General features: G+C 35.4%; 12 protein-coding genes and 3 pseudogenes. 10 read left to right on the top strand and 5 right to left on the bottom strand.

Annotated elements, in window-relative coordinates:
* The first annotated feature begins 488 nt into the window (after nt 1–488).
* Both ACQKOF_RS07570 and ACQKOF_RS07565 read left to right on the top strand, forming a co-directional pair.
* Nucleotides 489–1,067 (top strand): hypothetical protein, encoded by a 579-nt coding sequence (locus ACQKOF_RS07570; RefSeq protein ID WP_427555103.1) that lies wholly within the window; start codon nt 489–491, stop codon nt 1,065–1,067.
* Between the two features lie 155 nt (nt 1,068–1,222).
* Nucleotides 1,223–1,708, top strand: coding sequence for a hypothetical protein (locus ACQKOF_RS07565; RefSeq protein ID WP_427555101.1), 486 nt, complete (start codon nt 1,223–1,225; stop codon nt 1,706–1,708).
* Nucleotides 1,709–1,807: 99 nt separating this feature from the next.
* On the opposite strand, the pseudogene ACQKOF_RS07560 reads toward ACQKOF_RS07565, so the two are convergent.
* Nucleotides 1,808–2,536 (bottom strand): annotated as a pseudogene (locus tag ACQKOF_RS07560) (IS3 family transposase); the annotation flags it as partial.
* Between ACQKOF_RS07560 and ACQKOF_RS07555 the strand changes: the two are divergent.
* Nucleotides 2,500–2,892 (top strand): annotated as a pseudogene (locus ACQKOF_RS07555) (Mu transposase domain-containing protein); the annotation flags it as partial. The pseudogenes ACQKOF_RS07560 and ACQKOF_RS07555 overlap by 37 nt on opposite strands.
* A gap of 8 nt (nt 2,893–2,900) precedes the next feature.
* Nucleotides 2,901–3,432 (top strand): annotated as a pseudogene (locus tag ACQKOF_RS07550) (ATP-binding protein).
* A 48-nt stretch (nt 3,433–3,480) separates the two neighbouring features.
* Here the strand turns inward: ACQKOF_RS07550 and ACQKOF_RS07545 are convergent.
* The 3 genes from ACQKOF_RS07545 to ACQKOF_RS07535 all read right to left on the bottom strand — a co-directional run bounded on the left by ACQKOF_RS07545 (nt 3,481) and on the right by ACQKOF_RS07535 (nt 6,248).
* Entirely contained in the window at nt 3,481–3,693 is a 213-nt protein-coding gene (locus ACQKOF_RS07545; RefSeq protein WP_427555099.1) for a transposase, read from the bottom strand.
* Nucleotides 3,694–4,239: 546 nt separating this feature from the next.
* Nucleotides 4,240–5,631, bottom strand: coding sequence for a class II fumarate hydratase (gene fumC, locus ACQKOF_RS07540; protein ID WP_427555097.1), 1,392 nt, complete (start codon nt 5,629–5,631; stop codon nt 4,240–4,242).
* 401 nt (nt 5,632–6,032) lie between these two features.
* On the bottom strand, nt 6,033–6,248 hold the full coding sequence (locus tag ACQKOF_RS07535) for a hypothetical protein (protein WP_427555095.1): 216 nt from the start codon (nt 6,246–6,248) through the stop codon (nt 6,033–6,035).
* 440 nt (nt 6,249–6,688) lie between these two features.
* Between ACQKOF_RS07535 and ACQKOF_RS07530 the strand changes: the two genes are divergently transcribed.
* The 3 genes from ACQKOF_RS07530 (at nt 6,689) to ACQKOF_RS07520 (ending at nt 10,381) form a co-directional block, all read left to right on the top strand.
* A complete protein-coding gene (locus ACQKOF_RS07530; RefSeq protein ID WP_427555093.1) occupies nt 6,689–7,711 on the top strand; it encodes a trypsin-like serine peptidase in 1,023 nt (340 codons plus the stop codon).
* Nucleotides 7,712–8,429: 718 nt separating this feature from the next.
* Complete coding sequence (locus tag ACQKOF_RS07525) at nt 8,430–9,161, top strand: AAA family ATPase (RefSeq protein WP_427555091.1); 732 nt, start codon at nt 8,430–8,432, stop codon at nt 9,159–9,161.
* The gene (locus ACQKOF_RS07520) at nt 9,158–10,381 is read left to right on the top strand and encodes a GNAT family N-acetyltransferase (protein WP_427555089.1); all 1,224 of its coding nucleotides are present in this window, start codon (nt 9,158–9,160) and stop codon (nt 10,379–10,381) included. Before ACQKOF_RS07525 ends, ACQKOF_RS07520 begins: the two co-directional genes overlap by 4 nt.
* Nucleotides 10,382–10,492: 111 nt before the next feature.
* Here the strand turns inward: ACQKOF_RS07520 and ACQKOF_RS07515 are convergent, their stop codons facing one another.
* Entirely contained in the window at nt 10,493–11,881 is a 1,389-nt protein-coding gene (locus tag ACQKOF_RS07515) for a PLP-dependent aminotransferase family protein (protein WP_427555087.1), read from the bottom strand.
* A gap of 112 nt (nt 11,882–11,993) precedes the next feature.
* On the opposite strand from ACQKOF_RS07515, the gene ACQKOF_RS07510 reads away from it, so the two are divergent.
* From ACQKOF_RS07510 to ACQKOF_RS07500, 3 genes are all read left to right on the top strand, one after another.
* Nucleotides 11,994–12,434 carry a GNAT family N-acetyltransferase gene (locus ACQKOF_RS07510; RefSeq protein ID WP_427555085.1) on the top strand — a complete coding sequence of 147 codons (441 nt, stop codon included), beginning with the start codon at nt 11,994–11,996 and terminating at the stop codon, nt 12,432–12,434.
* Between the two features lie 15 nt (nt 12,435–12,449).
* Entirely contained in the window at nt 12,450–12,878 is a 429-nt protein-coding gene (locus ACQKOF_RS07505) for a GNAT family N-acetyltransferase (protein WP_427555083.1), read from the top strand.
* Nucleotides 12,879–13,207: 329 nt separating this feature from the next.
* Complete coding sequence (locus tag ACQKOF_RS07500) at nt 13,208–13,816, top strand: CPBP family intramembrane glutamic endopeptidase (RefSeq protein WP_427555081.1); 609 nt, start codon at nt 13,208–13,210, stop codon at nt 13,814–13,816.
* Nucleotides 13,817–13,951: the final 135 nt, after the last annotated feature.

Genomic DNA, 13,951 nt, shown 5'->3' with positions numbered 1-13,951 from the left:
TTGAAGGATATGTAGTTTTAACTCGAGCGGATGTTTGCTTCGCCCCATAAAAAATACTCCCCTTAGATAAACAGATTTTATTTTTTAATCTGTCTGCCTAATAGGGAGCATATCATTTTTATACTGGTCTTCTTTGATTGTAAACGAAGAATTTATTGAAAATTGTTATTCTTTAAATAATAAAAGTTTAATGAATATATATATTATCGAATGTCAAATAATATGTGGTAAAAGTATTGGAATTGATATTTTAGTTGTAGTTGTAATATTAATAGCCGCCAAAAAAACGGCGGTTTAATTGGCGTGAATTGGCGTTATTTGCTGAAAATACATGAAATACGCCAAAAAAATGACGGTATGACCGCCAGGAAAATGGCGTTAATTCTCCTTTGAATTTGGTTATTGGTAATGGTAGGATAGTAATGACTCGAGAGTAATGGAATGTTATAACATTTTAAATTTATTTAGAATAATGGAGGATATTAATTTTGAAGAATAACATAATTAAAAATATTATAGGATTGATTTGTTTTACATTAATTTTCAGTATCATTTCCCCAAGTCTCGCTAAGGCAAGTGAGCCACAGGGTTTGCAAATAAATGATTCTTTTAGTCAAGAAGTAATTAATGAACAAGAAATAGTTAATGAAACAGATGGTATAAATCAAGATTTAGGTGGCCCAAGAATTAATTTAGAAGATGAAATTCAAATCGAACCACGTATTGCTCCTCTTATTCCATTATTAGCTGGTGTTGCGATTAGATCTGGAATTTCATTTATTGCAAGAACTTCTACGGGAGCTGTAGTTAAAGTATCAGAACATGCTGCTAAACGCGCAGTAGAGCGCAAGATTACTGGGAAAATGATTGATGATGCCTTGACTAATGGTACGAAATATGTTGATTTATTAAGCGGAGAACGTGTTGCTTGGAATGAAAATGGCAACAATGTTGCAGTCTTACTTAATAAAAATTCAGATGAGATTGATACTGTTTATGACGAAGATGGTAAGAAATTGAAATGGTGGAAAAGTTCTTGGAAATATGTAGGGAATTTTAAAAAATAAATATAATACAATAATAATTAGGGCTGAATTCAATTCTAATTCAGAAAATCTATAGAAAATTCATATAGGCCGACAACAATCCATAGTATAATGACTGTGGATTGTTGTCATGTATTTAGTTATACTTTATTGCTAAAAGTAAAAAGGAGTTTTTTATGGCCATATTAAAAGATTATTCTAGTGTACCTAGTAATTGTGAAGTTGAAATAAATTTAAAGTTAGTTAATGAAGAAAGTGTAGAATTTTTTATTGATTTCCGCTCTGGTCCTGCTTTTCCAGATGTGCATATGGAAATAGCTTGTTTAAAGAGGGACTTCTTAAAGTTATTAGATGATTTACAACAAATTAATAATGCACACTTAAGTATGCTAGAGACCCAAGACCCAGGGCTGTGTGTTTATCATATTCCTCAATTTGGAGAATATTATTACCCTGATTATGGTATTCTTCAAATACCTGAAAATGAGAGGGACGAATGGGAGCCTAGTTATAAATTAATTTTTGTATTAGATGCAGGCTTTAAAAATCACCTTCGCGCAACAGGGTGTGGTCCTTCATTATGTCTAATAGTTAAAATGGAACAAATTAATGAATTCGTAACCAGTTTAAAATCTGAGGTAAATAGTTTTTTGAGTTTATAAAGAATTCACTGGTGTTCATAATTTAACTATAGTAAAGCCCAGGTACTCAATTATGAACTGCACCCCGTCAAGTAGACAGTAGAAATAATAAAAAATGCATTAAGCGGCTTGAGCCCTGAATTCTAAAGGGCTCAAGCCGTTTAATCGTTTCTGATAGCGATAGTGATTATAAAAATGAATATAGTCATCAATCGCTAGTTTTAACGCTTCATATGAATCGTACTTATGTAAATAATATTTCTCACACTTCAATGTGCCCCAGAATGCTTCAATCGGTCCATTATCAATACATCGACCTACACGTGACATACTTTGTGTCAGTTTTGCTTTATCGATGATTCGCTTAAATCCGTGTGATGTATATTGAAAGCCTCGATCGCTATGAATTAATGGCTGCTCACCTTCTTTTAATGAACGAATTGCTAATTTTATCGTGTTAAATACCAATGGATTATTATTTGAATATCCTAACACGTAGCTCACAATTGAACCATCATATAAATCGATAATTGCGCTTAAATAAGCTTTCTTCCCATTTCCATACTTGAACTCGGTGACATCTGTACACCATTTCTCATTTGGCTTTTCCGCTTTAAATGCCCGATTTAACACATTTTCCGCCACATGATGCGCTGGGGATTTACGATAAGGCTTTCGCTTTCGCCGAATAACAGACTTCAACCCACTCACTTGCATCAAACGATAAATTCGCTTCTCATTAACTACCGCTTGATTATTTTCTTTTCGCTGACGATTGATTGTCAGCGCCATACGACGATAGCCGTAAATGCCATCTACTTGTTGGTAAAGAAGATGAATATCCTTTAATGCAAAAAGAAAGGAATCACTTACTCCAGCTACCAACTGAACCAGTAAGAGATTCCTATCGAATCAACCATACGCTTGTGAAAGTCAATGCATCGAGCATGATTTCCTACAAGTCCAATCAATACTCCGTACCATCGGGGTATCAAGGCAAAAAAGTAGGGCTACAAGTGTACGATAATCAATTATGGATTTATTATAACATGGAACTAATCGCGCAACACAAAATAAGTGCAGTAAAACTAAATTATCAAGAGGCACATTATCGTGAACTGATGACAAAGGCAATGCCCGAATACCCTGATATTAACGATTTAGCGAAACGGAATTTAGCAGCGATTGGAGAAATGTATAAATGAATTCAATAATGAGTACAAACTATCAGCAACTACAACAAAACTTAGCGTATTTAAAATTAAAGCAAATGGGCATCCATTTGAATGAAGTCATCGATTTTAGCATTAAAAATGAGCTTTCTTTTATCGATACACTTATTAAATTGACAAGCTATGAAATCGATGTCCGTGAGCAAAATATGATTCATGCGATGGTGAAAGTCGCTGCATTTCCACATTTAAAGGAAATAAAGGATTTTAATTTTGATTTCCAACCAAGCATTAACCAGCAACAAATACTCGATTTTAATCATCGATGAGATTGGTTACTTACCTATTGATCCAGAGGATGCGAAACTGTTTTTCCAACTCATTGATGCCCGTTATGAGAAACGTAGTACGATTTTCACAACGAATGTGAACTTCAAATCATGGGATGAAATTTTCCCTGAACCGAAGTTAGCTAATGCGATATTAGATCGTATTTTACATCACGCAAGCGTTGTCACAATCGTCGGTGATTCATACCGATTAAAGCATCATTTAACCTCGGAAAACGAGTAATTTTGTACATCCTTAAACGAGCGAAAATGTACATATTGGTGTTGACATTTATACTAATTTTAACTCTTTTGAATAGAATTTACATGAAGTCGCTTCTTGTAATCCATCACGTCCTCCTGCTTCATATTTCATTCTCCATCTATATAAAGTTTGATCATTTACTGAAAACTTTTCACACAATTCGCTTATAGAATATTGACCTTCTTCAAACAATTGAAGGATATGTAGTTTTAACTCGAGCGGATGTTTGCTTCGCCCCATAAAAAATACTCCCCTTAGATAAACAGATTTTATTTTTTAATCTGTCTGCCTAATAGGGAGCATATCAAAATGAGTTCCTGGTCATTTTGTGTTTAATATTCTCTTACTTCAAATGAAGAAATTTTATCGTGTACGATATATTTAGTTAGCATTTTCATCTCCTGAACAAAAACAGAGGCAAATTAATTACTATTCTAAATATGGTTTTCAAATTGATGAAAAATTTAACTTGAAATTAATACTTTAATAATTTAAACCTTCCACGGATTGTGGATGTTTCCTAAGCAATGCACTGTGCCGAGCAGTGCTATTTTTTATGTAAGTAATAGCTTTCTTATTATTGAGCAACAAAAAAGATTGAAGCAATTAGCCTCAATCTTTTTTTGCTCACACATTCCTGTACACACGCCTGCCTAGTATTATTAATAGCCCCAAAAACATGCTGTAATATACATTAACATGCTTGTTCGCAAGAGAGACTATTATCATAAAACGTTGATATACCAACGTTTTGTCAGCTTAGTGTGTTTTCACCTTGCACTTAGGTCACTTTACATTTGGATAAATCATCGTCGCAGGGTCCACGTATTCATCGAACTGTTCCTCTGTTAGTAAACCTGTTGCAATCGCTGCTTCTTTCAATGTTGTGCCTTCTTTATGGGCTTTCTTCGCGATTTTTGCCGCATTTTCATAACCGATGTAAGGGTTTAATGCTGTTACAAGCATTAATGAATTTTGTAAATTGTGGTCAAGCACTTCTTTATTCGGCTCGATACCGACAGCACAATGATCATTAAAGGATTTCATTGTGTCTGCTAATAGGCGAGTTGATTGTAAGAAGTTATAGATAATGACTGGCTTGAAGACATTGAGCTCAAAATTACCTTGGGAAGCAGCAAAGGCAATTGTTGCGTCGTTCCCAACGACTTGTGTGACAACCATTGTCATCGCTTCACTTTGTGTTGGGTTCACTTTACCTGGCATAATGGATGAGCCTGGCTCGTTTTCTGGGATCGTAATTTCACCAATACCAGAACGAGGGCCACTTGCTAACCAGCGAACATCATTGGCAATTTTCATTAAGTCGGCTGCAAGAGCTTTTAATGCGCCATGTGCGACAACGGCTTCATCATGACTTGTTAGTGCATGGAATTTATTTGCTGCAGAAGTAAAATGTTTGTCTGTAATTTCACTAATTTCCGCTGCTACACGCTCTCCAAATTCAGGATGTGCGTTAATACCCGTACCTACCGCTGTTCCACCAATTGCTAGTTCCTTCATATATTCAATGTTTTGATTAATCATATGCTCAGATTTAGCAAGCATTGCTGCCCAACCGCTAATTTCTTGACCTAAAGTCAGTGGTGTTGCGTCTTGTAAATGTGTACGACCAACTTTAATTATATCTTTAAATTTCTCTGCTTTGTCATCAAGTGTTGCTTTTAGTAAGCGTAGACGAGGGAGTAAATAATCTTCAACTTTTAGCACTGCCGCAATATGCAAAGCTGTAGGGAAAGTATCGTTTGAGCTTTGAGATTTGTTGACATCATCGTTAGGATGAATGCGATCAGCTTCACCAGCATTTTGTAAAATTTGGTTTGCTCGGTGCGCAATTACTTCGTTGACGTTCATATTTGACTGTGTACCACTACCAGTCTGCCAAACTACAAGAGGGAATTGATCGTCCCATTGACCATTTAAAATTTCATCCGCTGCTTGCACAATCGCATTTGCTTTTATATCTGAAAGCTTACCTAGCTTGTTATTGGCGATAGCAGCACTTTTCTTTAAAATGGCCATAGCTTGAATCAGCTCTATCGGCATTTGTTCTGTACCGATTTGGAAATTCTCTTTACTGCGTTGCGTTTGAGCACCCCAAATTTTATCTGCAGGTACTTGAATTTCACCCATAGTGTCTTTTTCAATACGATAATCCATGTAAAACAGCTCCTTTATTTATGTAAATCTCTCCAACTAATTAAAGTGAAACTTTAATCAATGGGGTATTCTTCATCCTCGACTGATTATTAGTTTTACTGCCCGTTAAATGCGGGATAAAGTTAAAAAACGGATATTCTTAGTCTGATGTAAGAATATCCGTTTGATACATGCTTATTTCAAAAAAGAGGGGGATTCTGAATTAAGCAATTTGGAGTAAAGAAATAATCTACTGATAATGATAATTGTTATCAATTAAAAAGTCAAATGCTTTTCTTGAAGACATTTTTATCATTGAGAATAATTCGCAATGGATTTTTCTCTTAGAGTTCGATTCCCGCTTTTTTTAAAGTTAAAACGCTATCATTAATTGATAGCGTCGGAAGGTAAATAGGGAAGAGCTATCTCTTTTTCTTGCCAATTTCTTTTAATGGTTGTTTTTTGGGTATTTTTTCAAAAATGATACTTACCTGATAGTTGTTGTCGTCTATTTGAACAATCTGAACAACTTTTGCTTTACGTCCTTTAATTTTAATGTTCTCTTCGACAGTAGGTAAATTTACAAGCAGTTGACTTAAAATGGACGTCTTGTTTTCATAAAAATGAGTTACAAACATAATTCTTCTCCTTATAACTTTTTTATTGAACCTAGAAAAAAAGCCCTTCATTAGTTGCTCTACGAGGATAATTAGCAGGGGGAAGGTTTTACTCAATGTATGTGAAGAGCTTAAAATCTAGAACATTTTACATAATGTTAATTGGGGTAGATCGTAGAGAAAAGATTTTAATCCTGAAGATTGAAATGGATAATAGACCACTAAATTGTTGCATTGCTATTTTTAGTTCTCCTAAGATAGAGGTAAGTCTCTTGGCATTAAATTTATAGGACGGAAGTGTTAAGTCCAAACTACCAAAAATTAAAGCTATCAAAAGTATTTTAAGTATTTTGAGTATATTCAGAATTATTTATATTTTACCAATTTTTAATATTTTATCTTTATTTTTCCTTTGGATACTATTAAACTATAAATAGACTTAAACCAAAAGGAGGAGTAAAATGAAAAAAATTACTATTAGGTTATTCTTTATGCTTATTTTTTTATTAGTACCAATGAATGTTTTTGCAGAAGAGTCTTTAGGTGAATTTTCATTTGATTCAAGTAAAATGTCACATCCTTATGACATGGTAAACTCGAAAGGTGAAATCATTAAATATGAGGAGTTTAATGTCAGCAATTCGCAATTAATTAATGAAATACCAAGTGTTCAAGGTTCGGGAGAAATTTCGCCCGTCCAGATTGATTCAATAATGGAAGGTCACTCGTTTATCGATATCACACCACCACCAGTTGTTATTAATGATTCTACTGCTAGAGGACCATTACAAATATCACCACGGATTGTCATCGGTGACGATAGTAGAAAAAAAGTAGAGAACACTAAAGAATTTCCCTATAGTGCAATTACGTATATTGAAATAAATTGGCCTGATGGGAAAGGTGGTTCTTGTACAGGTTCTTTAATAGGCAAAAATAAAGTACTAACAAATGGACATTGTGTAATAAATCCAGAAACAAAAGAAACTATAACTAGTGCAAAGGTTTACCCTGGCGTAAGTAATAGTGTTGGATTATTTGGTTCTTATAATGTTAATGATTATTATGTAGCTGCTAATTGGGCTTCAACTGGTTCGAGTTCTGAAGACTTCGCTATTCTTGTTTTAGATGTATCAAAGGACAATAAACAGGCGGGAGACGTTGCAGGTACTTTTGGAATCAAACAGGTGAATAATGTTCTTAATCAAAATATCGGTATTTATGGTTATCCGGGAGATTTAATGCAGGCAAGTGGTGAAATTTCTCAATTTGGTACGAGAGGAAATATTACTAGAGAGGATGCATCTGTAGCCTTTTATACAATTGATACTGCACCAGGACAATCAGGTTCAGCATTAATAAATACTGATAATCAAATTGTAGGTGTTCATAGAGGTTCATTCGTTATTAATGGGAACCCTATGAATGGAGGACCTAAGATGAACTCTTATATGTTTAATTTTATTTCCAAAGCTTTAGAGTAAAATTACTAATAATGTAGACAAACTGAGAATTTCGGTTTGTCTATTTTTTTGACATAAGAGTTGACTGAATTGGGCATCCCAAACCATAAGGTGGTATATTTATTTGGGAAATTGATGTAGACAATTTTCAACGGTCATTATCTCAGCTTTTTCAAGGAATAACTCTTATATCACCTGTTTTACACCAGGGGGTAAAAAAATGGGGAGTTGTAATAAAGATTCAAAAACAATATATACGGAATCTAAGGGAAGCTATTTTCGAGATTAACAGATTATGTTATAGGCACATTTATTGCAAGTACTAAATTAATATTAGCTATAGCGGGAAAAATAGCAGTTTAAAATGGGCTGTTTTTATGTTTAAAGATTGAGTGAGTCTGATTATGCTATTTCATTGTTTTTTGTAAATCGCTATATTATGGCATAATTTTATTATTTTTCATTGCAACTTTCGACATGTTTTTTATTTATTTCTCGGGAAATATTTCATAGATATTTGTAGTTACAGCAGTGTTTTTAATGCTCGTAATATAGTTTTGTAGCTAGGGATTAGGTATTGTTATTGATCAAGTTCAATGATGAGTTTATGATTTGTTCTCATGTTTTGATTTTTCGACCTTTGATTTTTTATTATCATTGATTTCCTTTAAAGCCATGCGTGGCTTATGTTTGGAAAAAAGCGTAGGCACGTTATAATAGTAGTAAGGGAGGAAACGAAATGTATTTAAAATCATGTAAGGTAATACAGGGAGATATTGTTGATAAAGACCAGTATCCCTTTAATATACCAAGTTTACAGGATTTACAGGAGCTAGAGTTTCCTACGAACGTGACCTTCTTCGTAGGGGAAAATGGCTCTGGGAAATCAACGCTATTGGAGGCTATAGCTGATCGCTGTGATTTTAATACAGCGGGTGGCGGCCGTCAAAATTTATTTGAGGTACATAAAGCGGAATCTGCACTCGGGGAATTCATCCGTTTATCCTGGTGGCCAAAGGTTTCAAATGGTTTTTTTCTACGTTCGGAAACGTTTTATCAATTTGCGAGTCATATTGATTTGTTGGATAATCATCCTAATAAGTATGCCGCTTTTGGTGGTAAGTCGTTACATCATCAATCACATGGTGAGTCCTTTTTATCGCTATTTATGCATCGCTTTAAAGGGAAGGCGATTTATATTTTGGATGAGCCTGAAGCGGCGTTGTCGCCAACGAGGCAGCTAAGCCTACTCAAAATTATCAAAGATTTAGAGCATGAGGCACAATTTATTATCGCCACGCATTCACCTATTTTGCTGGGCTATCCAAATGCTACAATCTATAGTTTTGATAATGGGGAGATTGAGTCTATCCGTTATGAGGATACTATACATTACATTGTTACGAAGCGCTTTTTAAATGCACCGGAAACCATTTTTTCAGAGTTATTTGATGAGGAGAGGGAATCATGAATCAACGTAAAGGCTTAGTTATGCGAGAAATCCGATTAGATGAAATGGCACAATCAATAGATTTGCTTAATTATGTTTTCCAAATGTCCATGTCCATTCATAAGGATCGTCGCTTTGTGAATGCTAAAAGTAAGCAATTTAATGAGGGGCATGCAATTGGTTGGTTCGATGGTTCACATCTTGTATCTCAAATTTTAAGCTTACCTTTTGAGGTAAATGTTCATGGTAGGATTTATGAAATGGGAGGCATTACTGCGGTTGGAACGTACCCTGAATATTCTGGGCATGGTTTGATGGAGAGCCTTATTATTGAGAGCCTAGAGCGAATGCGCAATGAAGGACAATGTATATCCTATTTATTCCCATATTCTATCCCTTATTACCGAAAAAGGGGCTGGGAAATTATGAGTGATATTGTGGAATTTCAGGTCAAGGATACGCAGCTTCCTCACTATAAAGGCTTAAACGGTAAAATCCGCCGTGTCGATCCGAAACATGAAGATGTTGTGACCATTTATGCGCGCTATGCCAAGAAGACGCACGGTGTCATGGTACGTAATAGCATTGCTTGGAATGAAAAGTTTCAGGAAGATTTTTGGGAAGAAAAATTTATTGATAGTGATGTGAACCTCCAGGCAGCCGTGTATTATGATGAGGATGATATGCCACAGGGTTATATGTTTTACCGTATTATGGAAGAAAATTATTACATTGATGAGATTGTCTATTTGCAGGAAGAGGCGCGTAAAGGATTATGGAATTTTGTCTCAGCACATAGCTCGATGATTTACAATGTCTATGGTAAAACAACTGGCAATGAAGCCGTTGCCTTTTTGTTAGAGGATAGTGAAATTATTCAAAAGGTATCCCCTTATTTTATGGCACGAATTGTAGACGTAAAAGAATTTCTGTTACAATACCCATTCGCGGGAAATGATTTTCAACTTCGACTCGCTGTTAGTGATCGCATTGTAGCATGGAATAATGGCACATTTGTCATAACGAAGCAGAATGAAAAAGTTGCCGTTGAAAAGGTGAGTGAGACACAGTCTGAAAATGCTATTCAGCTAACGGTTCAAACACTTGCCACGATGTTACTAGGCTATAAACGACCGAGCTATTTAGAAAAAATCGAACGTTTACACGGCAACGCCATTGAAATTGCACTACTAGAGACAGTACTACCAGTAGGCATTCCAACGTTTATTGATTATTTTTAACAAAATTATGGGAATTTGTACAGAGGCAGGCTGTGCAGATTCTTTTTTATGGGGTCAAAAGAAAACTGATCGGGTTAAAAGAGTAGCCATAACCATTGTAGTTATGGCTTATTATTCTGTGATCCAGGCTTTTTTAAGCAGTTGTACACCGAGGATGATTTCCTCCATTTTTAATTTACTAAAGCCTAATTGTATAATGGGTACAGAGCTTGGCTGTTGTAGAAAATATTGGCTCGTAGGGTAGACCTTGACTCCGTATTGTTGTGCATTTTGAATGAGCTGCTCTTCTGAAAATGGGGTATGCACCTTGACCAATATATAAAGCCCCGATTGCTCTCCAAGTATCGTAATTTTTTCTCCGAATTGCTTGTTAAGTGCCTCTACAAGAGCATTTATTTTATGTTTATAAGTAATACGCATTCTTTTAATATGTCGTGTCCATTCACCTTGTTCCATGAATTTCGCCATTGTTAATTGATGTAAGGATGAAGCATTATGTTCAAAATGAGCAAAGCGTTCTTTATATGGCTGAACAAGTGCTTTCGGTAGCACCAAATAGCTTAAACGAATAGCTGGTAAAAATGATTTTGAAAATGTTCCTATATAAATAACACGTGACTTGTCGATTGAGGCGAGAGCTGGAAATGGTTGTTGCGTATAACGGAATTCCCCATCATAATCATCCTCAAGTATATAGCCATCAACATTTTTGGCCCACTGAATTAAAGTATGCCGTTGCTGTATACTCATGGAAACACCATATGGGAAATGATGAGAAGGTGTGACATAGAGTAGGCGCGAATGTAAATGCGCTAAATGGTCAAGTTGCGCACCGTTTTCCAATACAGGTAATGTCTCTATCTGAAAGTCATGCAGCTTGAACGCTTCTCGTGCACCGTTGTAGCCAGGGTCTTCTAAAATAACACTTGGGAAATCTTGCTTTAATAGAAAGCCTAGATAAATTAACATTTGTTGCGTACTGCTACCGATAATAATGCCCTCTTTATTTACATGAACGCCACGAGCTTGAAGCAAATAATGCACAAGCTGTTCCTTTAAAAGTGGCTCACCGAAAGGATCGCCATATTCATAGCACTTTTTTAAAGGTAACACTTGATTTGCCATTTGACGCCATACTTTTAGAGGGAAATGCTGTTGATCGACAGTACCAGCCCGAAAGTCAATGATGATATCTCTACTGTTATTATTCGTTTTCGGAGTAAGGCTTGGTCGTTCTTCCTCATGTAGAAAAACTTGTTCAAATTCATTGACGAAATAACCCTTTCGTCCCTCACCACGTATGTATCCTTCTGCTACGAGCTGCTCATAGGCAGTCAAAGTTGTATTCCGACTGACATGTAAAGTTTCAGCTAGCCTTCGAATAGAGGGAAGAGAATCATTCGTTTTCAATTTCCTTTGTTTGATTAACCATTTGATTTGCTGATAAATTTGTTTATATTTTGCCTCTTCATCTGTGAATAAGAAAATAAAATCCTTCATAAAGTCCCTCCTTGACATGTTGAAATGTCTAGAACTGTTTCTTTTTAAATGTCAGTTTGTTTTTTATCATAATACAAGAATTATATATTAAAAGAAATGGGGAGAAACGATAATGGAGATTTGTACAGTAACCTTAGCAACAGTTGGAGACGTAGTGCCATTATTTAATGCCTATCGAGAATTTTATGGTCAACCATCAGACTTAGAGCAGGTTGAGCAGTTTCTCATGGAGCGTTTAAATAAGGAGGAGTCGGTAATTTTTCTAGCATATTTGGATACGCAGCCAGTTGGTTTTGTCCAGCTCTATCCTATTTTTTCATCTGTTGCAATGAAAAAGGCCTTTATTTTAAACGATTTATTTGTGGCTGAGCATGCCAGAAAACAAGGTGTAGCGCAGGATCTAATTGAACAGTGTTATTCATACTGTTTACAGAATGATGCACGTTATATAGGTTTAGAAACAGCGACAGACAACGTTCGTGCTCAAAAACTTTATGAGAAGCTTGGGATGAAAATAGACGATGGAGTATTTCATTATATTAAATATTGGTAAAAGGAGGTTCGAAAAATGACAGTAACAATTAAACAATTAACAACGCAGCAGGAATGGATGGAAGCATATGCTGTTATGGCGCAGCTTCGTACGGAATTGACATTAGAAAAGTACCTTCTATTATTAAAGGAAATGATCCAAGACGGCTATATGTTATTTGCTTTATACGAAAATATGAAACTGGTGGCAGTCGCTGGTTTAAGTTGGAGAGTCAACTTCTACAGTGAACGCCACATTTTTGTCTATGATTTAGTAACGGATGAGTCCTATCGTTCAAGAGGCTATGGTGAAAAATTATTGCATTATCTTCACCAATGGGGAAAAGAAAATGGCGCGCACTATATTGCTTTAGAGTCTGGTATTCAAAGGACTAGTGCGCATCGTTTTTATGAAGATCGATTAGGATATGAAAAATGGTGCTATTCTTTTCGAAAAGCATTGTGATGAAATATTGAACGAAATCCGAATAAAGAATGAAAGCGACAGTGTTTTTCTAGTCGCATTTTTTTGTGTGTCTATTGATTAACATTTAATATTTAGTTATAAGAGATAATTATTTAACGATTATCGTTAAAAATATCTTGATTTTAAATCTGCTGTTTAATATGCTTAACACGAAGAAGGACGCAATCTAGAGTACCGGCTAGTTCACATCAAGCGGCGGAAAAGTAGAAGTTACCGGCGAACTTCAAACATCAACCAGCGATTTCCGAAAACACCCCACCATCGCTCGTCATTCTTCATGTAAAACATTTTGAACAGGGGGAAAAATTATGGTTTTGGAAAGTGCAATAAGTGCAATTATTCAAGTCATTTTAGTATCAGTTATACCGTTTATTTGGTGGTTTTTCTCAGCAAGAAAGGAACAATCATTTTTAAGATGGCTCGGCCTTCAAAAGCCTGTTATTGAAAATAAAGGGAATTATTTTGTATGGTTTTTATTCATTAGTTTTTTATTATTCGTACCGCTTACTACAATCACTTATTTCTACCTAGACAGTTCAATCTTAGCGTCTAATCGTTTTACAGGACTTGGTTTTTCAGCGCTCATACCAGCCTTTTTCTATGCTATGGTACAAACAGGATTGTCAGAGGAGCTGTTGTTCCGAGGCTTTTTAATGAAAAGATTCAAGCATAAGTTTGGTTTTCAAATAGGAAATATTATGCAAAGTCTACTTTTTGGAATTTTACATGGATGGATGTTTTATTCTTTTGTTCCTTTTGGAGTTGTAGTATTAGTTGTTATGGCAACCGCGTTTGCAGGTTATTTAATGGGGTGGATAAATGAACGAAAATCCAATGGTTCCATCATAACAAGCTGGGGCATACATGGTATTGGCAATCTGATTGCCTCCTACGTGGTAATGTTTAATGTGCTCTAAAGACCTAGCTCATTTGCATTTCATCATGTTCGATTGCATAATAAAGCAGAGAGGTGATAGAAATGCAATTCATCGAGCAGGTAGTAAAAGGATGCTTGATTGTCGGTTTTATATTATTGGGAGGGCGTATGATCA

Origin of the sequence: Lysinibacillus sp. NPDC093190 (genome assembly GCF_050280425.1) — a bacterium.
GTDB lineage: Bacteria > Bacillota > Bacilli > Bacillales_A > Planococcaceae > Lysinibacillus.
This window is presented reverse-complemented; position numbering and strand designations above follow the sequence as displayed.